The following is a 19,662-nucleotide window of genomic DNA, read 5'->3' as shown; positions in this document are numbered from 1 at the left end:
ACTGGCAAGCGCCTCGATAGACGTGGTAGCTTTCTTCATGGTGTTGCTCTCCATTCAGGATTGAACACCCCGAGCCTACGGCTCGAGGAGAGCAACGCCAACCTCACTCCAATTTTCTACATTGAGCGGGACATCCCCGCGCGCCATCCTTGAACCTGAGTTCGCCGACGCCCGTCTGGATCGAATCCGGCGTGAGGACCGAAGGCGGCGGGTTTGCTGTGAATCGCGTGACGTCTGTGGCCTGTGCGGCGCTGGCAAAGGTCAGCATGACCGAGACCGTGGCCGCTGCAAGCAGATGGAGGGAAATGCTCGTCATAGTTGTCTCCAGCGCGTGTTCAACTTGTGCTGAATACCGTTACCGGAAGTCCCTTGCAACATTCGGTGAGTGATTGCCCCCGAAATCGCTCGCAGCAACTAACTATGCCGTGCGGATATTATCCCCGTCGGTGATCTTGAATCCCAGATGAATGAGCGTGGGTTTCAACTTTCCCTTGCCGAGTTCAGTTTCAGGATAGTGCTGCCTGAGTATCGACCCAAGGCCGGGGAGAGTGACTTTGCCAGATGCCGACAGCTTGGCAATCATCGCCCTGATTTCTGCCTCCAGTTTTTGGCTCACCACGACCTTTGAGGGCGGGGTTGGTTGGGGCGTGATGGTTTGTTGCGGAACCTGTTTCGGGCTTTCGACCGCGGCAGGAACGGGCACGACGACAAACCGGTCGAAGGCCTTCCGCATCGCTGCAGTCGCCTTCTCGTCTCCTATGCCGTGGATGCCCTTTCCATGTTCGCGGACATGCATGGCAAGTTGCGTAAAGTCCGTGTCGCTCGACGCGATCACCGCGCAGTCGAACAGGTTTCGGTGCAGCAACGACACGGCATCGATGGTCAGGGCGAAGTCGGTCGCGTTGTCCTTCTTGCCGCCGCTGGGGGACAGCATGGGCATCAGGTGATGCTCGGCAATCACGCTCGCCCATCCTTGCAGGCTCGCCACATTTCCATAGCAGCGGGCAACCGTCGGCTTTCCGAGGCTTCGGCAGTGATCGAGACAAAACTCAATGCTGCGCGGCGGCATGTTCTCGGCGTCGATGAATAATGCTACCCTAATCTTGCCTGTCATGTCTGGAACCCCGGCTTTGATGCCCGTGCAACGTGATACAGATGTCCGTCCGTCCGCAATCCTCTCGGCGCGGTTCGAAACGCCGATCGGGCCGATGGTGCTGCTGGCCCGCGATGGCGTGTTGCTTCTGCTTGAATTCGAGGATGCAGCCGACCGCGTCGCACGCGAAATGAAGGCGCGCTTCGGCGCGGCCGATCATCAGCCGGCGGATGATCCGTTCGGGCTGGTATCGCGCTTGAAAACCTACTTTTCAGGCGAGCTTGGCGCGATCGAGGGGATCGAGACCGATGGCGGCGGCACCGTGTTCCAGCAGCGGGTGTGGGCTGAACTGAAGCGCATTCCATGCGGCGTCACCATATCCTACGGCGAACTGGCGCGGCGGCTGGGCGACAAGAATGCGATGCGCGCGGTGGGCCTGGCCAATGGGCGCAATCCCATTGCCATCGTGGTGCCCTGTCATCGCGTGATCGGGGCCGATGGATCGATGACGGGCTATGGCGGCGGCATCGCGCGCAAGACATGGCTTCTGGCCCACGAGGGCGTGAAAATCGGGTCGGGTCAGGGCGAGCTGTTCTAGCCGCCACGGCCAAGCCTGGTCATGAAGTAGCCGCCGAACTGGCGCGTAAGCTTCCGCACCGCGACGGAGGGGCCGGGCTCGGCATAGAAGCGCATGATGCGCTCCATCACCTCGCCGACGGTGCCCTCGCTGCTGGGGGTGGAGAGCACGGCAATCGCCATGCGGTTCAGCACGTAATTCTTGGCGCCTTCCTGTACGCGCACCATGCCTTCGAGACGGATCCAGTCATCGGCACGGCTGGTGAAGGCGCCGGCATCGTTGTCGTCCATGTTTTCGGTCACGGACTTCATGATGGCGCGGCTGAAGGGCGCAACGGGAACCGGCGTCTTGCCATACATGTTGGCGAGCGACAGTACGAGCAGTTCCATGAAGCGTTCGCGCGTCGAGGCTTCCGGGTCGATCGGTTCCGGCGCCGGGCGGGCGTCCAGAACGGCGGTGATCTGCCGGACAAGTGTCTCGAGCGGCGAGAGTTCCGTGTGGCCGAACGAAAGCGGGGCGATCTGGTTCATGATCGCCCAGACCTAGCGGGAAGTTTTTGGAATTCCGTTAAGACACAGCCTTAACGGTTTTGCGGTTCCTGAGCACATGCTCATGGGCACCGTCGTAGAGAGCCGAGTCCCGGAAATCATGCGCGTCGAGCACTTGCCCGACAAGGATCAGCGCAGTGCGGGTGAGTTTTGCCTCGCGGACTTTCTTCGCGATGGTCGACAGCGTGCCGCGAATGATCATCTGGTCGGGCCAGGTGATGCGGTAGGCGACGACAACGGGGCAATTGGCACCGTAGTGAGGTGTCAAGGCGCGCTCGATATAGCCGAGATTGCGGATCGACAGGTGGATGGCGAGCGTCGCCTTCGAGCGGCCAAGCTCTTCCAGCGTTTCGCCATCGGGCATGGCGGAGGCCTGCATGGCGGTGCGGGTGAGGATCACCGTCTGCGCGATCTCCGGCAGGGTGAACTCTGTCTTGAGAACGGCTGCGGCGGCGGCGAAGGCAGGCACACCCGGCGTCACGTCATAGTCGATGCCGAGCTTGTCGAGACGGCGCATCTGCTCAGCGATTGCTCCGTAGAGCGACGGATCTCCGGAATGGACGCGGGCGACGTTCTGGCCCCTTGCGTGCGCGGCCTCGATCTCGGCGATGATATCGTCGAGCGTCAGGGGTGCGGTATCGATGACGCGGGCGCCTTCCGGTGCTGCCTTGACGATCTCCTCCGGCACCAGAGAGCCGGCATAGAGGCACACGGGGCAGGACTGGATGAGCCTGAGGCCACGCACGGTGATGAGGTCTGGTGCGCCGGGGCCGGCGCCGATGAAATGAACGGTCATTCCGCTGCTTCTCTCTTCTTGGCGTAACCGCGCGGCGTATAGGCATAGGTCTGCCCGTCACCACGCCGAAAGGACTTGGACTGCGATGAACCGACCATCACGAGGGTGAGCATGTCGACATCGTCCGGATTGAACTCGGCGAAGCGCACGATCCGCACCTTCTCCTCCGGCCGCCCGAGGTTGGAGGCGATGATCACCGGCGTATCGGCGGGGCGATGGCGTGCCAGAATGGCGAAGGCGCGTTCCAACTGGTCGCGGCGTTTCAGGGAGCGCGGATTGTAGAACGAGATCACGAAGTCGCCCTCGGCTGCGGCCGTCACCCGCTTCTCGATCGCCTCCCAGGGGGTGAGCAAGTCGGACAGTGAGATGCAGCAGAAGTCGTGGCCGATCATCGCACCCGCCTTGGCAGCAGCGGCCTGGAACGCCGATATGCCGGGGATGACGTTCACCTCGATGCGGCAGGGCTCGAGGTCGATGATCTCATAAACGAGCGCTGCCATGGCGTAGATGCCGGCATCGCCTGAGCAGACGAGGGCGACACGCTTGCCCTGCTTGGCGAGATTGATGGCATGGCGCACACGGTCTTCTTCGCCGCCGAGGGGGAAGCGGTGTTCGATTTGTTCTGACTTTGCGTCGGCAACCAAGTCAAGGTAAAGTCCGTATCCAACCCAGTCTGTCGCATACCACAGCGCGTGTCCGGCTTCACGACTGCGCATTTCTTCATTGCCGGGGCCTACACCAACGACCCAAATTTGACCAACGGGTCGACCCAGGGGCGAGAAATTTGGTATAGGCGAACATGCAACGGCACATGTGACGCGTGCGCTTTTAGTCTTGGGAACAATGAGCTCCGCATCTGGACCAATAGATGCGAGAGCTGCAGCCTCGGCAACACTTGCGACACCCACTTCTGACTGGACAATTTCAGAAGGGTTCTTGACCTTGTGCAATTGCTTCTGGAGTTCCTCAGCACTGAACAATCGAAATCTGCTATCAAATCTGAATTCTGTTCGCAGACCGCGTTCGTCCTCTTTCAGGTCAATTGTTGCATAAGCAGCCACTGCACCGAAATGAATGTTGTTCTCGCGCCTAACCTGTTCGATCAGTTCTTCGACTTCAGATGCCGACGCGCCTCGCACGCAGCCGATACCAATCGCCAGCGTAGAAGCAATAAACACGAGATGATCTGGCGAGCCTTTAATGTCCTGATGGGTTATTGTTATCTTCAGTTGCGCGGAAGGAGACTGCGGTAACTCCGATAGCCACGGAGCGTGACCTTCAATCCTCACAGGCTCACCATCAAGCACTCGTACCGCAAAGTCCTTGTAGTCTGCGTAGTTGGAGAGGAAGTATCCATCCGGCGGGTCGTCGAGAGCATTCCCTGCGCTGAAGAGTTGGTTTGTCACCCCAAACGATACAAACTCAGAGCCAAGTTCTTTGGCTATCTGCTTGGCGATACGATGTGCACCATGGCTGGTGCCGAGGAGAGGCATAACAAATTTGGCTTGGTAATGACAAACCACCACCGGCGGATCGTCGTACTTGCTCCCAAGCAGCGGTGCCAAACTGCGTATGACAATCGGCACTGCAATCATCGCAATGATAGGTCGACCGATCCGGTAAGCAGCTTGTAGAGCGGGAACAAGATTCTCACCGCGCGCAAGAATTAGTTCTGCACCAGCAGCCTCCGCGACCTGCGAGGGCACTCCGTTGCTATCGCCTCTCGCTATAACAACAGCCCGCTTCACCATGCTTCCGCACCAGTGTAGACGAGAATGGTTGAGAAATAGGGCAGGGTGTCTTCTGTGAAATCGGCGAGCGGGATAATTTGTTGATCCTCGTGCGTGGCTTTGATGATGACATGGGCTCTGGTGGCGAGATCGAGAAGACCGAGGATGTTCCTGATCTTGGGTAGGTGACGGCCAACTTTGATGATGGCAGCGCTTTCCGACGTCATCAGTTCCTCGCGCAGGCGGTCGGCTTCGAGCGTTGCGGGCAACACCTTGACGACTTCGTTCCGTGCGGAAAGCGGGCGGCCCATGGCCGCGGCTGAGGCGGTGATGGAGGTGACGCCGGGCACGACGATGGTCGGATAATCCCTCGCGAGCCGCGCGAAGAGATACATGAAGCTGCCATAGAAGAAAGGGTCGCCCTCGCACAGCATGACCACGTCACGGCCAGCTTTCAAATGAACCGCAATCGCGGCGGCGCCGAAGTCATAGGCCTTCTCGCCCGGCTCGCGCTCGACGCGCATGGGCATGTCGATGACGAGATGCTCGGCGTCATCCGGAATGAAGGGGAGGGCGATGTCGCGGGCGGTGGAGTCCTTTCCGTTGGCCACGAGATAGGCGATGACGGGCGCTGTCGAGATCAGGCGCCAGGCTTTCACCGTCATCAGTTCAGGGTCGCCGGGGCCGACGCCTACGCCATAGAGGGTGCCGCGCTTCACCATGGTTTCCGCGTCCGCCATTGAGTAACGGCCATCCGGGGCTTCAATGCCCGTAGGCGCCCGACATGGGTGAGGTGAGAGACTTCCATGCGGACGAGGTCGCCGCCGTTCTTTTCGTGCAGGTCGTAGAGATGCAATTCACCCTCGATGGTGACGACGTTGACGACCATGGTGCCGCCGGGCTTCAGCCGGTCCCATGAGGTTTCAAAAACACCGGGGATACCCAATCCACCGCCGATGAAGACGGCATCGGGTGCCGGTTGGCCTGCAAGCGAGTCCGGTGCCTTGCCGCGGATGATTTTGAGGCGGGGCGTGCCGAGGCGGTCGGCGTTGGTTGCGATCATCGCAAGGCGCTCGACGTCATGCTCGAAGGCGATGGCCTCGCAGCCGCGGCTGCTGCGCATCCATTCGATGGCGATCGAGCCGCAGCCGGCTCCCACATCCCAGAGGAGCTTGTCAGGCGATGGCGCGAGCGCTGCGAGCGTTGCAGCACGGACCTCACGCTTGGTGAGCTGCCCGTCATGTTCGTACGCGTCATCGGGAAGGCCCGCGAGCCGGGACAGTATGATCGCATCAGCTGAGGCGACGCACTGGATGGCGAGCGTGTTGAGTGGCGAGAAGGCTATAGCGGGGACGGAGCGAGCCGTGAAGGACGATATCCGTTCGCGGTCTCCCCCCATGTTCTCGAGCACGGTCATGGTGCTGTTGCCAAAACCGCGCGCGACAAGGCGGCGGGCCACTTCGGCAATGGTCGTTTCGTCCTCGGTCAGGACCAGCAGGCGAACGCCCGGCTGGATGAAGGGCTCGATGCCGGCCGCCGGACGGCCATGAAGTGTTAGCGTGTCACAATCGGGCAGCGACCAGCCGACGCGCGACGCCGCCAGCGAGAAAGCCGACAAGTTGGGGATGACAGTCATCTCGGCGAAGGGGATGAACTCCATCAGCTTCCGCGCCACGCCATAGTTCATCGGGTCACCGGTGGCGAGGATGACGGTCTTGCGGCCCTTGAGCGGTTTCAACTGGTCGATGACAGCGGCAAACGGCTGCGGCCACTCATGGACCTCAGCCTTGTGGGTGGGCAGCATCGCAAGTGTGCGCTCCGATCCGACGAGGGCGTCCGCCTCGGCGATGGCATGGCGGGCGCTGGCGGATAGTCCTTTCCAGCCGTCTTCGCCGATCCCGGCGATGGTCAGCCACTTCATCATGTCTCATCCCGTGTCATCGCGTTGACGACGGCGGCGGCCATGGCGGAGCCACCCTTGCGGCCCAGCAGCGTCGCATAGGGAATGCCGCGCGGATCGGCCACAAGCTCCGCCTTGGATTCGGCAGCACCCACGAAACCCACCGGCATGCCGACGATGGCCGCCGGCTTTGCCGCGCCATTATCGATAAGTTCGAGAAGGGCAAAGAGGGCGGTCGGCGCATTGCCGATGACGACGAGGCTGCCCTTCAATTTCGGCACCCAGAGATCGACTGCCGCCGCCGACCGTGTGGTCTTGCGCTGCAGGCCGATGGCTCGCGCCTTCGGATCGTTCAGTGTGCAGACGACATTCAGCGACTTGTCGATGATGCCGTGATGAACCATTTCGGCATCGACGAAGATCGGCATGCCGTTCTGGATGGCACGGTTTGCAGCCTTGAGGAAATCCGGTGAAATGCGGAGATCGGCCGCGATCTCTGGCATGCCGCAGGCGTGGATGACGCGGGTGGCAATTCCATGCGCCTCCTTCGGCAGCTTCGAGAAATCAGCCTCGGCGCGGATGATCTCGAAGGAGCGCGCGTAGATCGCCTGCGGGTCGCGGAGATAAGGGATCACTTCTTCATCATGCTCTTGGGGCCGAGCGGATGATCCGCATGCGGGTAGGGGGCGTGGGTATGTCCATGATCATGGTCGTGGCTGTGTCCATGGTCGTGGCTGTGTCCATGGTCGTGCGAATGATCATGGCCATGTGAATGATCATGGCCGTGGTGATGGCCTGAAACTCCGGCCAGCAGCTTGTCCGGATCGACGGCGAGAACCTTGGCCTTCTTCGGCATGGTCTTGCACATGGAGTTGCAGACGCCGTCGCAGTATTCGCAGTCTTCCGCTGTGCCGATGCCCTCGACGTGATGGTGATGGCTCTCCTGAACCGCGCCCACGTCGGCCTCGAAGCCCAGAACCTGCGTGCGGTACTTGCACATCTGGCAATTCATGGCGATGTCGCCCGTCAGGATCTGCTCGATTCGTTCCTGGAAGGTGGCGATCACCGAGTCATGGTCGTTCAGATAGGGCGCCTTCACGAACTCGATCTCAGGGTGGCGTGCGGCGACGGCATCAACTGCATTGTAGATGCGGTCCACAAGAATGCCAGTGAAGAGGAAATAGGGAAATACGACGATACGTTTGTAGCCAAGGCGCGTGGCATGCTCGAGGCCGGGTTCGACCAGCGGGAAGGTGACGCCCGAATAGGCGGTCTCCGCCCAACCAAAGCCGAAGCCCTCCCACAACAGGCGCGTGACCTTCGAGACGTTGGAATTGGCATCGGGGTCCGATGCGCCGCGCCCCACGACGACGAGCAGCGTCTCGTGTTTCGGCACGCCAGGGCCTGCCTTGTCGAGCGCTTCCTGCACGCGGTCGCCGGCGGCGCGCATCATCTTGGGGTCGATGCCCAGTTCCTTGCCATAGTCGATGCGGAGGCCGTTGGCGGCGGCATAGGTGTTCAGCACCGAGGGGATGTCATTCTTGGCGTGGCCCGCCGCAAACAGCATTCCGGGCACAGCAAGAACGCGGGTGACACCCTGTTCCTTCAGCTTGTCGAGTCCGGTGCGGATGATGGGCGTGGCGAATTCGAGATAGCCGTATTCGACCGGATACTGCGGAAGGCGTTGCTTCAAATGCTCGGACAGCACGGCGAATTCGCGCACCGCGTCCTTGTCGCGGCTACCATGGCCGCAGAGCATCACACCCAGTTTTTCAGACATGCTTCCGCCTTCCGTTAAAGCAGCATCACCGGGAAATCCGGTCCGGAAGGCAGCCCCGGCATTGGCCCCCGATTGGGTCGGCCGCACCGGAATTTGCTCTCAGTCCCATCGCTGGGGACGCTGCGAAGCCTCTTCTAGTCCCGACCCGGATTTGTCACAAGCCGGAAAGCGGCGTCTCAGAACTCGATCCCGGCCTGGGCTTTCACGCCTGAGCGGAAGGGGTGTTTCACCTGTTCCATCTCGGTCACAAGGTCGGCGATCTCGATGAGCTCGTCCTTGGCGTTGCGGCCTGTGACGATGAGATGCTTGTCGGCGGGCTTGTTCTTCAGTACCTCCAGCACTTCGTCGAGCGGCAGGTAGTCGTAGCGGAGCACGATGTTGAGTTCGTCCAGCAGCACCATCTTGTAGTCCGGGTCGGCGATCATCTTCTTCGCCTCTTCCCATGCGGCACGGGAATGCGCGATGTCGCGCTCGCGGTCCTGGGTTTCCCATGTGAAGCCTTCGCCCATGGCCTTGATCGTCACGAGGTCGGGGAACTTCTCCAGCACAGTGCGTTCGCCCGTGCCCCAGGCTCCCTTCACGAACTGGATGACGCCCGACTTCATGCCGTGGCCGACGCAGCGGAAGACCATGCCGAAGGCGGCGGTGGACTTGCCCTTGCCCTTTCCGGTGTGGACGATGAGCAGGCCCTTCTCGATGGTCTTGCCGGCCATGATCTTGTCGCGGGCGGCTTTCTTCTTCGCCATCTTCTCGTGGTGGCGGGCGTTGTCGTGGTCGGTCTCAGGCGTTTCGTCGGTCATCGGGATAGCTCCTCGAGATGATCATAGGCTGAATTGAGCTTCGGCGTCCAAAGGCCGCGTTGAGCCGCCTCGCGGAAGCGTTCGGCGATTTCCCTCAGCGCGGCGGGATTGTTGGCGCGGATGAATTCGCGGGTCGGTTCGTCTGCCAGAAAGGCATCGTAGGCGAGGTCGAAATGGTGCGTGCGGACGGCACCCGTGGTGGCGGCGAAGGCGAACATGTAGTCAACGGTGGCGGCGATTTCGAAGGCGCCCTTGTAGCCGTGGCGCTTCACGCCGTCGATCCACTTCGGGTTCACCACGCGAGACCGCATAACGCGGCCCACTTCTTCCTCAAGCGTGCGGATGACGGGACGTTCGGGCCGCGAGTGGTCGTTGTGGTAGACGCGCGGGCGGTTGCCCGAGGCCTGTTCCACCGCCGCAGTCATGCCGCCCTCGAACTGGTAATAATCGTCCGAGTCCAGAAGATCGTGCTCGCGGTTGTCCTGGTTGTGCACCACGGCCTCGATGCGCTTCAGTCGCTCGGTGAAGGTCTTCTCGTCATTCACGCCATGCGCCGTTGCGCCATAGGCATAGGCGCCCCAGGTGACGTAAGCCGCCGCAAGGTCGGCACGATCCGTCCAGATCTTTTCGTCGATCAGGGCCTGGAGGCCTGCGCCATAGGCTCCCGGCTTGGAGCCGAAGATGCGATGGCCGGACATGGCGGTCGCGTCTGTCGATGCAATGCCTGAGGCGTGCAGAGATTTCGCCTCGGCCTTCATGCGCGCGGCCAGCGGGTTGTCGGCCTCGTCCTCATCCAGAGCACCCACGGCGCGGATCGCCTTGTCGAGAAGTTCGATCTGCGAGGGAAAGGCATCGCGGAAGAAACCTGAAATGCGCAGCGTCACGTCGACGCGCGGACGGCCGAGTTTCGCCAGCGGAATGATCTCGAAGCCGGTGACCCGCCAGCTTGACGGTTCCCATAGGGGCCTTGCACCGATGAGGGCCAGCACCTGTGCAATGTCGTCGCCGCCGGTGCGCATGTTGGAGGTGCCCCAGGCCGAAAGACCAAGCGCCTTCGGATACTGGCCAAAATCCTGGAAGTGACGCGTCAGAAGGTCCTCGGCGGACTTCTGGCCCAGGTTCCAGGCGGTGGGCGTGGGCACGGTGCGATTGTCGAGGGAATAGAAGTTCCGGCCCGTGGGAAGAACATCGAGCCGGCCCCGCGTCGGAGCGCCGGATGAACCGGGGGCGACGAAGCGGCCAGAGAGACCCCTCAGGAGCGAGGCGATTTCATTGTGGCCGCAGGACCGCAGGTTCGGGCGGATGAAGGTTGCAATGGCTTCGAGGACGGCGCTTGTGGCTTTGCCCTCATCCGTCCTTCGGGCACCTTCTCCCATGCGGTGCACGGGAGAAGGGGAAAGGAGGGAGGCCGCATAAAGCTCCAGCCGTTCCACCGTGTCGCCATTGGTGCGCCATGGATCGGTGGAGAGAGCGGTCAGTTTCTCTGGACGGGAGCCGGTCCACGGTTCACCCAAATCAGAGTTCAGCGGATCAAAATCACCGAAGCCGAAATCATTGCTCAGGGCACGGATCAATGACTGGTCGCCGCCTTCACCAAGCCCGCGCGGCACGCGGGTGAGGGCGACGAGCAAATCGGTTTCGAGCCGGCCTTCCGGCGACGATCCAAGAATGTGGAGGCCGTCGCGGATCTGGGCTTCCTTCAGGTCGCAAAGATAGGAGTCGAGACGCTGGAGGTCCGTGTCGTCATCGCCCGTGAACCCGGCGTCCAGGTCAAGGCGTGAGGATTTCGTGAGGTCGAGGATGTCGCGCCGGAGGGAGTCGCGGCGGCGGCGGTCGAGGCCCGCGGCGAGGTAGTATTCATCGACAAGGGCTTCGAGGTCTTTCAACGGGCCATAGGTCTCGGCGCGCGTGAGGGGCGGCGTCAGGTGGTCGATGATGACGGCGCCGGTGCGGCGCTTGGCTTGCGTCCCTTCGCCGGGATCGTTGACGATGAAGGGGTAGAGCTGCGGCAATGGCCCGAGGGCGATTTCGGGCAGGCATGCCTCAGTCAGGGCATTGGCCTTGCCCGGCAACCATTCGAGATTGCCGTGCTTGCCATTGTGAATGACCGCATGTGCGCCGAAGTGATGGCGGACCCAGAAATAGAAGGCAAGGTAACTGTGCGGCGGCACGAGGGCGGGGTCATGATAGGTCGACTTCGGATCGATGTTGTAGCCGCGTGCCGGCTGGATGGCGACGGCGGCATTGCCGTAGAGCTTGACGGGCAGGTGGAATGCGCCGTCGGAAAAGAAGGGATCGCCGGATGGTTCGCCCCAGCGCGTGGTGATCTGTGTACGGACTGTTTCGGGGAGAGTGGAGAAGTGGACGAGGTAGTTTTCCAGACTTAGCACTATTCCGTCATGCCCGGACGTGTTCCGGACATCTTCACCGCTAGATGGCCGGGACGAGCCCGGCCATGACGAGATCTTGGAAGGCGCGTTGGTCGGTCCGCGCTGTAAGTCCTCCACGATGCCGTTGCCTGTCGCTGGATATCCGTCCACGGAATATCCTTCTGCCGTCATCGCATCGAGCATCGCCACCGTGCTCGCGGGCGTGTCGTAACCCACGCCATTGGCAATGCGGCCGTCCTTGTTGGGGTAGTTGGCGAGAATGATCGCTACCTTGCGCTCCGCCGCAGGAGCGCCGCGCAGCCGGGCCCAGTTGGCCGCGAGGTCGGCCACGAATGCCACGCGATCCGGCACCGGTTTGTAGGTCACGATCCGGCATTGGGTGCCCTCGTGCCAGTGGGTATCGGCCTTGAAGGAGATGGCGCGCGACATGATGCGGCCGTCGAGTTCGGGGAGCACCACGTTCATGGCGAGGTCGCGGGCATTGAGGCCCTGGGCACTTGCGGCCCAGCTTTCTTCCAATGAACCGGAGAGAACGACCTGCAGAACCGGGCAATCGTGAGATGCCAGTGGATCGGTGCCGCCACCGGAGGCCACGGCGAAGCTGGTGGCGTTGAGGATCACATCCGGCGAACGGACCTGCAGACCTGCAGACAGGACGTCGATGCTGGCCCTGTCCTTCAGGCTCGCAACGTAGAAGGCCTTCGTGCCGATGCCGCGCTCTTGCAGGGCATCGATCAGGGCATCGATGGGGGCGGTCTGGGCGCCTTCCAATACCGAACGGTAGAAGGTGATGGCCGCGAGCGGAGTTCCATCGCGCGATGTATCGCGATAAAGTCCTGCCTTCGGCAATTCGGCGGCGGGTTCGGGTGCTGGCGTGCCGTGAAGCAGATGCTGGCAATAGGCGAGGAAGGCCGACGCATTGGCGCTGCCGCCGGTCACCAGATACTGCCGCAGCCGCTCGCAGTGATGGGGCGCTATGGTCGAGCGGCGCGTGAGGTCCGGGTCGGGCTGCGCATCGCCCGGAAGCACCGCCAGCATGATGCCGGTCTCGCGGGCCAGGCCCTCGATCTGGTCGAGGCCATAGCTCCAGTAGGAGGCTCCACCGAGCAGGCGCAATACCACGAGCTTCGCCTTCGAGAGTGTCTTCTCGATATGGAGGTCGACGGAGAGATTGTGCTGAAGCTGGAGGATGTTCGCCAGCCGGAGCGGGCAGGGAGCTGCATCGTGGGCGCGTGCCAGACTTGCAAGCTCGCTGTCCGCGGCCGAGAGCACGGCGAGTTCGGCTGGAGACTGGTTGAGATCGACGGCCTCGGCAGAACCGTCGATCACGCCCGATGTGGTGGCGAGAAGATGCATCAGCCTCGCAGCATGGCCTCGATGGCGGCGCGATCCATGTGCTTCTCTCCGATGACCACAATCTGCGTGCCGCGCGCCTCCTCCGCCTTCCATGGGCGGTCGAAATAGCTGTTGAGGCGGGGGCCAACGCCCTGCACCAGAAGCCGCGCGGGCGATCCCTTGACGTCGGCAAAGCCCTTGAGGCGAAGAACGTCATGCGTTGCGATTGTTGTTTCAATGCGCCTGAGGAGCGCCGCACGGTCAGAGACTTCACCCAGGCTGACGATGAAGGTGACAAAGTCGTCGTGGTCGTGCTGCTGTTCGCCCTCCATCTCATGGTGCGAGAGGCGGTTGTGCATGTCGTCCTCAGCCGAAGCGCCCAAGCCCAGAAGGGCCGCGATGTCGATGACGCCGTGGCGGGTAGGCACGAGACGGGTCCCGGCACGCACGAGGCCCTTGAGGTCACCCGTCACCTGGTCCTGTTCCGCACCATCCAGCAGATCGGTCTTGTTGAGGATCACCATGTCGGCGCAGTTGAGCTGATCCTCGAAGAGTTCCTCGATGGGGTTCTCATGTTCGAGGTTGGGGTCTGCCTCGCGCTGGGCCTGCACGGCCTCTTCGTCGTCGGCGAAGCGGCCCTCGGCCAGCGCCTTTGCGTCGACTACCGTCACCACGCCATCGACGGTCACGCGCGACTTGATCTCGGGCCAGTTGAAGGCGCGCACCAGCGGCTGGGGCAAGGCCAGGCCCGAAGTCTCGATCACGATATGCTGGGGCGGGTCGGGGCGGTCGAGAAGCTTCTTCATGGTCGGCACGAAATCGTCAGCCACGGTGCAGCAGATGCAGCCGTTGGCAAGCTCGATCACGTCTTCCTCGCGGCAGGCATCGACGCCGCAGCCCTTCAGGATCTCGCCATCCACTCCGACATCGCCGAACTCGTTGATGATGAGGGCGATGCGGCGGCCTTGCGCGTTCTCCAGCATGTTGCGGATCAGCGTCGTCTTTCCGGCGCCGAGGAAGCCGGTGATGACGGTGGCGGGGATTTTCTGCGTGCTCATGTGGCTTGAATGTCCTTGGCGTAACGGCTGAAGGCCGCTCCTAAGAATATGCCGATCAGCGACCACATGATCGCGTTGGCGGCGATTGCGTTGGCGGCGAAGGCGGCGGCGAGGCTCGACGGAACGGCACTTTCATGGCTCACGGGCGCGGGGGCGCCGATGATGTGGGGAAGGCCGATCAGCACGATCGCCACCGCAATGGCCCAGGTCTCGCGCCGTGTCGCCAGAAGATAGAGCGCGGCGGCGGTGGCGGCGATGGTGCCCACCCACCAGAGCTGGCGTGCGAAGAGATCGCCCGCCGGCATGCCGGGCAGTTCCGGCGGCAGCCCGGCACTGGGCGCGATGGTCACCGCGATGAACCCGCACAGGCCCCAGATGATGCCGTTCTCCCGTGTTATGGGAATCCCCGTGAGCAGCGACAGGCCCGCAAGGATTGCCGCAAAGGCAGCGCCCGACATGGCAGCGGTGACCGTCGTGCTCAGCGTGCGCTGCCAGCCGTCTGCCGGGGTCCAGCCTTCGCCATGGTCGTGGGCTTCCTCAGGCGCCGCCGCGGTGCCGGTTCCTTCGGCAGGCGCGGCCGTTCCGCCGTGATCATGCGTATGGTCATGGCCTTTCGCTTCGTAGGTCTCGGCTTCAAGAATTAGGGGTGTCAGCCGCACATGCTGGATGGCGCCCATGATCAATCCCGCCGCGATCCCTGCCAGGAGCGCGGCGAGCACAACTCGCCCGATCATATGATGATGCGGCTGCTTAGTGGCAGGGGAAGCCGATGGCGTGGCGGGTGTCGTGCGCGGTGTTGTGCGCCACGGCCATGTTCGACAGGCCGACAGCGAAGAACAGCGTGGCGCCGACAAACACCAGCGCGAGGCCAGCGGCAACACGGTTGGACAGCGACAGGGAAGAAGACGAAATGCGAGCGGTCATGAACACCCTCCGTGGTGACCAGTTTCAAACCGGGCAGTGATGCCCGACGGCGATTGCGTGGCAGGTCTCCTGACTTGCGGGTCTCTGAACCTCGGCGGCCTTCCCGGTTGCCCAGTGGCCAAGGTTGCCGAAGCCCTCTCCGCTCACAGTTGCGGGGGCAGTCACGGTTTTGGCCCCGATTGGGTCGTCCGCACCGTGTTCCCTGTTCGGCCCTTTGCCTTCTGGCTCCGGGCACCACACGCCACTCTTGTGACAGGTCCGGGACCGGTTCGTCAACTCCCAGAAACCGCGTCGGCGTCCAAAAACGACACGCTTTTCAGCGGGCCGTTAAGCACCTGGAAACCCAGATTGGCGTTCCGGGAAACCCGTCTTTAACCCTATTCTACCAATACTGGCGCCCATGAGCGTCCGTACCCAGTTTCTCGCGTCTGTCTGTTCCGCGTTTCTCGCTGCAAGTGCAGCTGTTTCCGGTGCGGCAGCCGCCACCACCCAAAACCAGCTGGTTTCGCAGGCCTACAAGGCGTTGCAGGTTGGCGATGCCGCCTCGGCGGTGACGGCCTACAGCAAGGCCATCGAGTCGCGCAAACTGGAGCCCGAGGTTCTGGCCAATGCGCTGCTCAACAGGGGGCTGGCCTATCAGCGCCTCAACGAGCACGAGTTCGCGATCGACGATTACACCGCGGCCATGCGGGTCGATGCGATGTCGGGAAATCTCCGGGCGCTCGCGCTCTACAATCGCGGCCTCTCTTACCAGCGCCTGCAACGCAATGCGGAAGCGATCGAGGACTTCACGTCGGCGCTCTTCCTCGATAGCCAGTTCAGCCATGCCTATTACAGCCGTGGCACGCTGCTGCGCGATGGCGGGCAGCATCTTTTCGCGCTCGCCGACTTCGACAAGGCGCTGCGCTTCAACTATCCCGATCCGGCCCGCGTCTACTTCGCCGAGTCGCTGACCTACGAGAAGCTGAAACGTACAGGCGATGCGCGCAATGCGTTGAACAAGGCGCTCGATGCCAACCCGAAGTACGAACCGGCTGTACAGCGCCTCGCGGTGCTCGAAGGCAGGCGGCAGCCCATCCTGGCGTTGGCGGCCGCGTCGGATCAGATGGCGACCGCCGCTGTGACCCCGGCCAAGCCCAAGCTTCCGGAAGCGTCCGCGCCTTCGGCTGAACTCATGGGTGAAACGCCTGACGTCACGGTGGCTGAGGCATCGGCCAAGAAGTTTACCGACCGCGTGCCGCCCGAAGCTGAAACCCAACGGGTGGCCAAGATCGTCGCGGCTTCGGCCGCGCCCGATGAGGGCGAGAAGATTCTGGCCGTCGAGACCGTGCCGGAAGAGCCCGCTGACGAGGCAGCGGCTCCTGCTGAAGCAGTTTCGGAGACTGCGGCTGCGCCGAGGATCACCGGATGGGCGGTTCAGCTGGCCTCTGCCTCCACCGAGGATGCGGCCTGGTCTGTCTGGAAGAAGATGAAGGTCCGCAACAAGGCGCTGGCATCCAAGGAGCCGGTTGTCGTTCGCGCCGACCTCGGAACCAAGGGCATTTTCTATCGCGTCCGCCTCGTTGGCTTCGATAGCCAGAACGCAGCCAACAGCGAATGCTCAAAGCTGAAATCCAAGGGCGTACGCTGCTACATCAGCAAAGCTGCATCGTAGGAAACATGGTCCGAAAGGCCCGGAGCGAAGGATCATCTCCCTCGCTCCGGGCTTTCATTATTTTTCGGACCAGCGAGAGGTATCCGGACCCGGCTGACCTTCCTCTGCAGCCAGGCAATCCATCTTGTTCATAAAATTGACCCGCATCGATTAGCTGCTTCCTAAGAGGCATTGGATTACGTAGGGGCAGGAGTTACCCTTACATGTCCCTGATCAATGATTTTCAACAACTCATGCAGCCGACCGAGGAAGATTGCATCCCGGCCGACCCGCGTTTCGACGTTCATCTTCCGCCAGGAAGGCAAACCGCGTGCGAGCCGGATGTGGTGGCGCTCATGCGGATCGCCCATACTTCGCTGGTCGGCGAGATCATTTCGCGCATTCATGCCCAGAGTCCCGAATTCTTCGAGTATCTCGTCATCGATGTACTTCTGGCCATGGGCTACGGTAGCCGCCGCACGGAGATGACACAGCGCCTTGGCCGGTCGGGCGACGGAGGAATCGACGGACTGATCGCGCTTGACGAACTGGGCCTCGACCTCATCTACATTCAGGCGAAGCGGCTGAGGCCCGGCATTCCGGTTCCCATCGGAGAGATCCGCGACTTCGCCGGAAGCCTCGAGGCACGCCACGCTGGCAAGGGCGTCTTCGTCACAACCACGCATTTCTCGCCCGGTGCCACCGAATTCTGTGCCCGGCTGACACGCCGCGTGGTCCTGCTCGATGGAACACGGCTCGCCGAGTTGATGGTGCGCTTCAACATCGGCGTGAAGATCGAGCAATCCTTCTTCCTGAAGCGGATCGATGGTGGATACTTCACTCCAGCAAGAATGCCGGGCAATATCCCGGCAAGTGCGGTGAGAAAGCCGTCCTGAAGGAGAGGGCTATTCCTTCAGCAGGAACGTCACCTTCATGTTCACCCGCCATTCGGCGATCTTCCCGTTCTTCACCACGCACTTGATGTCCTGAACCCACGCACCCTCCACGTTGTCCAGCGACGTATCGGCGCGGCGGATGCCATTCTCGACGGCATCCTCGATGCTCTTCGGCGATGAGGCAGTGAGTTCTATGACCTTGGCAACAGCGTTGGACATGAGTCTGATCCTTTCCTGACGGGTTGGGGAAAACAGCCCATGGCCGGTTTCCTCATGCACAAGGCTAACATATGATGGCCATTCCTGTTCGAAACAATTTGGTGTCATGCCCCTTCATATTCTCAAGCTCTGCGTCGGCGTTTCCGAAATCGATGAGCTCGAATCCTGGGTGAAGGATTGCCGCAAGGGTCTCGACACGCTGAACCATGTCACACGCATGTTTCCCAGGCGGAAAGACGAGATTGTGCCCGGGGGGTCTCTGTATTGGGTGATCCGTGGCATGGTGCTGTGCCGACAGCCGATCGCCGCGCTCGAATCCGTGACGGGTGCGGATGGCATCGAGCGCTGCCGAATCGTGTTCAAGCCGCAGATCATTCCGGTGCGCCCCATCCCTAAGCGCGCCTTCCAGGGCTGGCGCTATCTGGAAGAAGCAGATTGCCCGCCCGATCTTCCGAAATCCGCAAAGGCTGAAGGAATGCCCGAGAAGATGCGGCGCGATCTGGCCGAGCTGGGGTTGCTATAGGTCAGGCCCTGGCCGCGGTCAGACTGCAATATTGTCGATCAGCCGCGTCTTTCCGAGCCATGCGGCGGCGATGAGGCGCAGGGGTTCGTCCTTGTGCTGCGGAATCGCGAGGCTCTCGGCATTGCGGGCGGTGACGTAGTCGACCTTGAAGCCCTGCACCATCAACATGCGGGTGGCGGAACGGGTAGCCGACTGCGGGTTGATGCCGGAGCGGATGCGTTCGGCGGCGGTCTGCAGGCTGCGGTAGATGGCGATGGCCTGCTGGCGCTCGGTCTTCGTCAGGTAGACATTGCGCGACGACTTGGCGAGACCGTCGTCTTCGCGAACGGTAGGCACGCCGATCACTTCGATGGGGATGTCGAGGTCACTTACCATGCGGGTGACGACCTTGAGCTGCTGGTAGTCCTTCTCGCCGAACATGGCGAAGTCGGCGCCGGTCTGGATGAAGAGCTTGGCGACGACAGTCGCCACGCCATCGAAGAAATGTGGCCGGAAGCGGTCTTCGAGGCCGACCTTTGCGGGGCCGGAGAGCGTAATCGTGGTGGCAGCGCCCGCTGGATACATTTCCTCCGGGGCTGGCGAGAAGATCAGATGGGTGCCCGCCTTGCCGAGTTTCCGCACGTCGCCGTCCTCGTCGCGCGGGTACTTGCCGAGGTCTTCTGTTGCCGCAAACTGCTGGGGGTTGACGAAGATCGTTGTGATGACGCGGTCGGCGCGCTTCAGTCCTTCCGTGACAAGATGGGTGTGGCCGGAGTGGATGGCACCCATGGTGGGCACCACCGCGTAAGTCAGGCCTTCAGCACGCCACCTGGCGGTCTCGCGGCGAAGGGCTGCGATGGTGCGGACGAGTTTCGGTTTCATCGGCGGGAGTCTTTGGGAATCGACAGGGGAAGCGTTGGGCTTTCCTTTACCTCCTCCATGACGAAGTAGGAATGGGTACTCTCGACCATGGGCAGCGCGCCCAGCACGCCGCCGAGGATATCGCGGTATTCGCCCATGTCGCGGACGCGGATCTTGAGAAGGTAGTCGAAGCCGCCGCCGACCATGTGGCATTCGAGGATCTGCCTGACCGGCTTCACGGCGGCGTTGAAGGCGCGCAAGGTCGCCTCGTCGGTTGACTTGAGACTCACAGTGACGAACACCATCAGCGCCTGGCCGAGGGCTTTGGGCGCAAGGCGCGCGTGAAATCCGGTGATGACGCCATCCTGCTCCAGCCGGCGGATGCGGAGGGTGCAGGGGGTGGGCGACAGGTTGACCCGCTTTGCCAGTTCCACGATCGGCATGCGGGCGTTGTCCTGCAACGCATTCAGGATGGCGAGGTCGGTCGAATCGAGATTCACTGGCAATTGCGGCTTTGACGGCAAGAAATCACCATGAAATGGTCAATTGATCAGAAAATTCTGTATATTCGTCTTTCTCTTTGGCGAGAAGCCCTTCCTGATTTGTGGCAAGCATGGGTA

Annotated in this window: 21 protein-coding genes and 1 riboswitch; of the genes, 4 read left to right on the top strand and 17 right to left on the bottom strand. The window is 62.0% G+C overall.

All coding sequences use genetic code 11. The annotated features are described in order from the left end of the window. Positions 1-103: 103 nt before the first annotated feature. Positions 104-316: a hypothetical protein gene (locus ACEW8Q_RS15555; RefSeq protein ID WP_373504966.1), complete on the bottom strand. Its 213-nt coding sequence runs from the start codon at positions 314-316 to the stop codon at positions 104-106. Positions 317-418: 102 nt separating this feature from the next. Beyond that, positions 419-1,114, bottom strand: a complete 696-nt coding sequence (locus tag ACEW8Q_RS15550) for an NYN domain-containing protein (protein ID WP_373504965.1) — start codon at positions 1,112-1,114, stop codon at positions 419-421. A gap of 19 nt (positions 1,115-1,133) precedes the next feature. Here ACEW8Q_RS15550 and ACEW8Q_RS15545 point away from each other — a divergent pair, with 19 nt between their 5' ends. After that, complete coding sequence (locus tag ACEW8Q_RS15545) at positions 1,134-1,691, top strand: methylated-DNA--[protein]-cysteine S-methyltransferase (RefSeq protein WP_373504964.1); 558 nt, start codon at positions 1,134-1,136, stop codon at positions 1,689-1,691. On the opposite strand, the gene ACEW8Q_RS15540 is transcribed toward ACEW8Q_RS15545, so the two are convergent. The 12 genes from ACEW8Q_RS15540 to ACEW8Q_RS15485 form a co-directional block, all read right to left on the bottom strand. Then, the gene (locus ACEW8Q_RS15540) at positions 1,688-2,200 is read right to left on the bottom strand and encodes a hypothetical protein (RefSeq protein ID WP_373504963.1); all 513 of its coding nucleotides are present in this window, start codon (positions 2,198-2,200) and stop codon (positions 1,688-1,690) included. The two genes, ACEW8Q_RS15545 and ACEW8Q_RS15540, sit on opposite strands and share 4 nt — an antisense overlap. A 37-nt stretch (positions 2,201-2,237) precedes the next feature. After that, positions 2,238-3,014 carry a precorrin-4 C(11)-methyltransferase gene (gene cobM / locus ACEW8Q_RS15535; protein WP_373504962.1) on the bottom strand — a complete coding sequence of 259 codons (777 nt, stop codon included), beginning with the start codon at positions 3,012-3,014 and terminating at the stop codon, positions 2,238-2,240. Then, a complete protein-coding gene (cobJ, locus tag ACEW8Q_RS15530) occupies positions 3,011-4,720 on the bottom strand; it encodes a precorrin-3B C(17)-methyltransferase (RefSeq protein ID WP_373504961.1) in 1,710 nt (569 codons plus the stop codon). The genes cobM and cobJ overlap by 4 nt, the downstream gene beginning before the upstream one ends. A 38-nt stretch (positions 4,721-4,758) precedes the next feature. Further along, positions 4,759-5,484, bottom strand: coding sequence for a precorrin-2 C(20)-methyltransferase (cobI, locus tag ACEW8Q_RS15525; protein ID WP_373504960.1), 726 nt, complete (start codon positions 5,482-5,484; stop codon positions 4,759-4,761). Next, positions 5,460-6,668, bottom strand: a complete 1,209-nt coding sequence (cbiE, locus tag ACEW8Q_RS15520) for a precorrin-6y C5,15-methyltransferase (decarboxylating) subunit CbiE (RefSeq protein WP_373504959.1) — start codon at positions 6,666-6,668, stop codon at positions 5,460-5,462. Before cbiE ends, cobI begins: the two co-directional genes overlap by 25 nt. Then, a complete protein-coding gene (locus tag ACEW8Q_RS15515; RefSeq protein ID WP_373504958.1) occupies positions 6,665-7,279 on the bottom strand; it encodes a precorrin-8X methylmutase in 615 nt (204 codons plus the stop codon). The genes cbiE and ACEW8Q_RS15515 overlap by 4 nt, the downstream gene beginning before the upstream one ends. Beyond that, positions 7,276-8,424 (bottom strand): sirohydrochlorin chelatase, encoded by a 1,149-nt coding sequence (locus ACEW8Q_RS15510; RefSeq protein ID WP_373504957.1) that lies wholly within the window; start codon positions 8,422-8,424, stop codon positions 7,276-7,278. Before ACEW8Q_RS15510 ends, ACEW8Q_RS15515 begins: the two co-directional genes overlap by 4 nt. 176 nt (positions 8,425-8,600) lie before the next feature. After that, entirely contained in the window at positions 8,601-9,224 is a 624-nt protein-coding gene (gene cobO, locus ACEW8Q_RS15505; protein ID WP_373504956.1) for a cob(I)yrinic acid a,c-diamide adenosyltransferase, read from the bottom strand. Continuing rightward, positions 9,221-12,970, bottom strand: a complete 3,750-nt coding sequence (cobN, locus tag ACEW8Q_RS15500; RefSeq protein WP_373504955.1) for a cobaltochelatase subunit CobN — start codon at positions 12,968-12,970, stop codon at positions 9,221-9,223. Before cobN ends, cobO begins: the two co-directional genes overlap by 4 nt. After that, positions 12,970-14,007 carry a cobalamin biosynthesis protein CobW gene (cobW, locus tag ACEW8Q_RS15495; protein WP_373504954.1) on the bottom strand — a complete coding sequence of 346 codons (1,038 nt, stop codon included), beginning with the start codon at positions 14,005-14,007 and terminating at the stop codon, positions 12,970-12,972. The genes cobN and cobW overlap by 1 nt, the downstream gene beginning before the upstream one ends. Continuing rightward, positions 14,004-14,741, bottom strand: coding sequence for a CbtA family protein (locus tag ACEW8Q_RS15490; protein WP_373504953.1), 738 nt, complete (start codon positions 14,739-14,741; stop codon positions 14,004-14,006). Before ACEW8Q_RS15490 ends, cobW begins: the two co-directional genes overlap by 4 nt. A 16-nt stretch (positions 14,742-14,757) precedes the next feature. Continuing rightward, the gene (locus tag ACEW8Q_RS15485) at positions 14,758-14,931 is read right to left on the bottom strand and encodes a CbtB-domain containing protein (protein ID WP_373504952.1); all 174 of its coding nucleotides are present in this window, start codon (positions 14,929-14,931) and stop codon (positions 14,758-14,760) included. A 41-nt stretch (positions 14,932-14,972) separates the two neighbouring features. Then, positions 14,973-15,185: riboswitch (cobalamin riboswitch) on the bottom strand. A gap of 146 nt (positions 15,186-15,331) precedes the next feature. Here ACEW8Q_RS15485 and ACEW8Q_RS15480 point away from each other — a divergent pair. Both ACEW8Q_RS15480 and ACEW8Q_RS15475 read left to right on the top strand, forming a co-directional pair. Beyond that, entirely contained in the window at positions 15,332-16,585 is a 1,254-nt protein-coding gene (locus ACEW8Q_RS15480) for an SPOR domain-containing protein (RefSeq protein WP_373504951.1), read from the top strand. Between the two features lie 203 nt (positions 16,586-16,788). Continuing rightward, entirely contained in the window at positions 16,789-17,460 is a 672-nt protein-coding gene (locus ACEW8Q_RS15475) for a restriction endonuclease (RefSeq protein ID WP_373504950.1), read from the top strand. A 9-nt stretch (positions 17,461-17,469) separates the two neighbouring features. Here ACEW8Q_RS15475 and ACEW8Q_RS15470 read toward each other — a convergent pair whose 3' ends face one another. Next, positions 17,470-17,679, bottom strand: a complete 210-nt coding sequence (locus ACEW8Q_RS15470; protein WP_373504949.1) for a dodecin family protein — start codon at positions 17,677-17,679, stop codon at positions 17,470-17,472. A 106-nt stretch (positions 17,680-17,785) separates the two neighbouring features. Here ACEW8Q_RS15470 and ACEW8Q_RS15465 point away from each other — a divergent pair, with 106 nt between their 5' ends. Then, positions 17,786-18,202: a DUF1489 family protein gene (locus tag ACEW8Q_RS15465; protein ID WP_373504948.1), complete on the top strand. Its 417-nt coding sequence runs from the start codon at positions 17,786-17,788 to the stop codon at positions 18,200-18,202. 18 nt (positions 18,203-18,220) lie between these two features. Here the strand turns inward: ACEW8Q_RS15465 and panC are convergent, their stop codons facing one another. Continuing rightward, positions 18,221-19,063 (bottom strand): pantoate--beta-alanine ligase, encoded by an 843-nt coding sequence (panC, locus tag ACEW8Q_RS15460; protein ID WP_373504947.1) that lies wholly within the window; start codon positions 19,061-19,063, stop codon positions 18,221-18,223. Next, positions 19,060-19,542 carry an Lrp/AsnC family transcriptional regulator gene (locus tag ACEW8Q_RS15455; protein WP_373504946.1) on the bottom strand — a complete coding sequence of 161 codons (483 nt, stop codon included), beginning with the start codon at positions 19,540-19,542 and terminating at the stop codon, positions 19,060-19,062. Before ACEW8Q_RS15455 ends, panC begins: the two co-directional genes overlap by 4 nt. Positions 19,543-19,662 lie beyond the last annotated feature (120 nt).

Origin of the sequence: Aestuariivirga sp., from assembly GCF_041738905.1 — a bacterium.
Classification (GTDB): Bacteria; Pseudomonadota; Alphaproteobacteria; order Rhizobiales; family Aestuariivirgaceae; genus Aestuariivirga.
The sequence above is the reverse complement of the archived record's forward strand: the minus strand, read 5'-3'. Positions and strand labels throughout refer to the sequence as shown.

What these genes read in the sequence shown, in the direction of transcription:
- ACEW8Q_RS15555 (WP_373504966.1), bottom strand. Translation starts at nt 316, where the DNA reads ATGACGAGCATTTCCCTCCATCTGCTTGCAGCGGCCACGGTCTCGGTC.
- ACEW8Q_RS15550 (WP_373504965.1), bottom strand. Translation starts at nt 1,114, where the DNA reads ATGACAGGCAAGATTAGGGTAGCATTATTCATCGACGCCGAGAACATG.
- ACEW8Q_RS15545 (WP_373504964.1), top strand. Translation starts at nt 1,134, where the DNA reads ATGCCCGTGCAACGTGATACAGATGTCCGTCCGTCCGCAATCCTCTCG.
- ACEW8Q_RS15540 (WP_373504963.1), bottom strand. Translation starts at nt 2,200, where the DNA reads ATGAACCAGATCGCCCCGCTTTCGTTCGGCCACACGGAACTCTCGCCG.
- cobM (WP_373504962.1), bottom strand. Translation starts at nt 3,014, where the DNA reads ATGACCGTTCATTTCATCGGCGCCGGCCCCGGCGCACCAGACCTCATC.
- cobI (WP_373504960.1), bottom strand. Translation starts at nt 5,484, where the DNA reads ATGGCGGACGCGGAAACCATGGTGAAGCGCGGCACCCTCTATGGCGTA.
- cbiE (WP_373504959.1), bottom strand. Translation starts at nt 6,668, where the DNA reads ATGATGAAGTGGCTGACCATCGCCGGGATCGGCGAAGACGGCTGGAAA.
- ACEW8Q_RS15510 (WP_373504957.1), bottom strand. Translation starts at nt 8,424, where the DNA reads ATGTCTGAAAAACTGGGTGTGATGCTCTGCGGCCATGGTAGCCGCGAC.
- cobO (WP_373504956.1), bottom strand. Translation starts at nt 9,224, where the DNA reads ATGACCGACGAAACGCCTGAGACCGACCACGACAACGCCCGCCACCAC.
- cobN (WP_373504955.1), bottom strand. Translation starts at nt 12,970, where the DNA reads ATGCATCTTCTCGCCACCACATCGGGCGTGATCGACGGTTCTGCCGAG.
- cobW (WP_373504954.1), bottom strand. Translation starts at nt 14,007, where the DNA reads ATGAGCACGCAGAAAATCCCCGCCACCGTCATCACCGGCTTCCTCGGC.
- ACEW8Q_RS15490 (WP_373504953.1), bottom strand. Translation starts at nt 14,741, where the DNA reads ATGATCGGGCGAGTTGTGCTCGCCGCGCTCCTGGCAGGGATCGCGGCG.
- ACEW8Q_RS15485 (WP_373504952.1), bottom strand. Translation starts at nt 14,931, where the DNA reads ATGACCGCTCGCATTTCGTCTTCTTCCCTGTCGCTGTCCAACCGTGTT.
- ACEW8Q_RS15480 (WP_373504951.1), top strand. Translation starts at nt 15,332, where the DNA reads ATGAGCGTCCGTACCCAGTTTCTCGCGTCTGTCTGTTCCGCGTTTCTC.
- ACEW8Q_RS15475 (WP_373504950.1), top strand. Translation starts at nt 16,789, where the DNA reads ATGTCCCTGATCAATGATTTTCAACAACTCATGCAGCCGACCGAGGAA.
- ACEW8Q_RS15470 (WP_373504949.1), bottom strand. Translation starts at nt 17,679, where the DNA reads ATGTCCAACGCTGTTGCCAAGGTCATAGAACTCACTGCCTCATCGCCG.
- ACEW8Q_RS15465 (WP_373504948.1), top strand. Translation starts at nt 17,786, where the DNA reads ATGCCCCTTCATATTCTCAAGCTCTGCGTCGGCGTTTCCGAAATCGAT.
- panC (WP_373504947.1), bottom strand. Translation starts at nt 19,063, where the DNA reads ATGAAACCGAAACTCGTCCGCACCATCGCAGCCCTTCGCCGCGAGACC.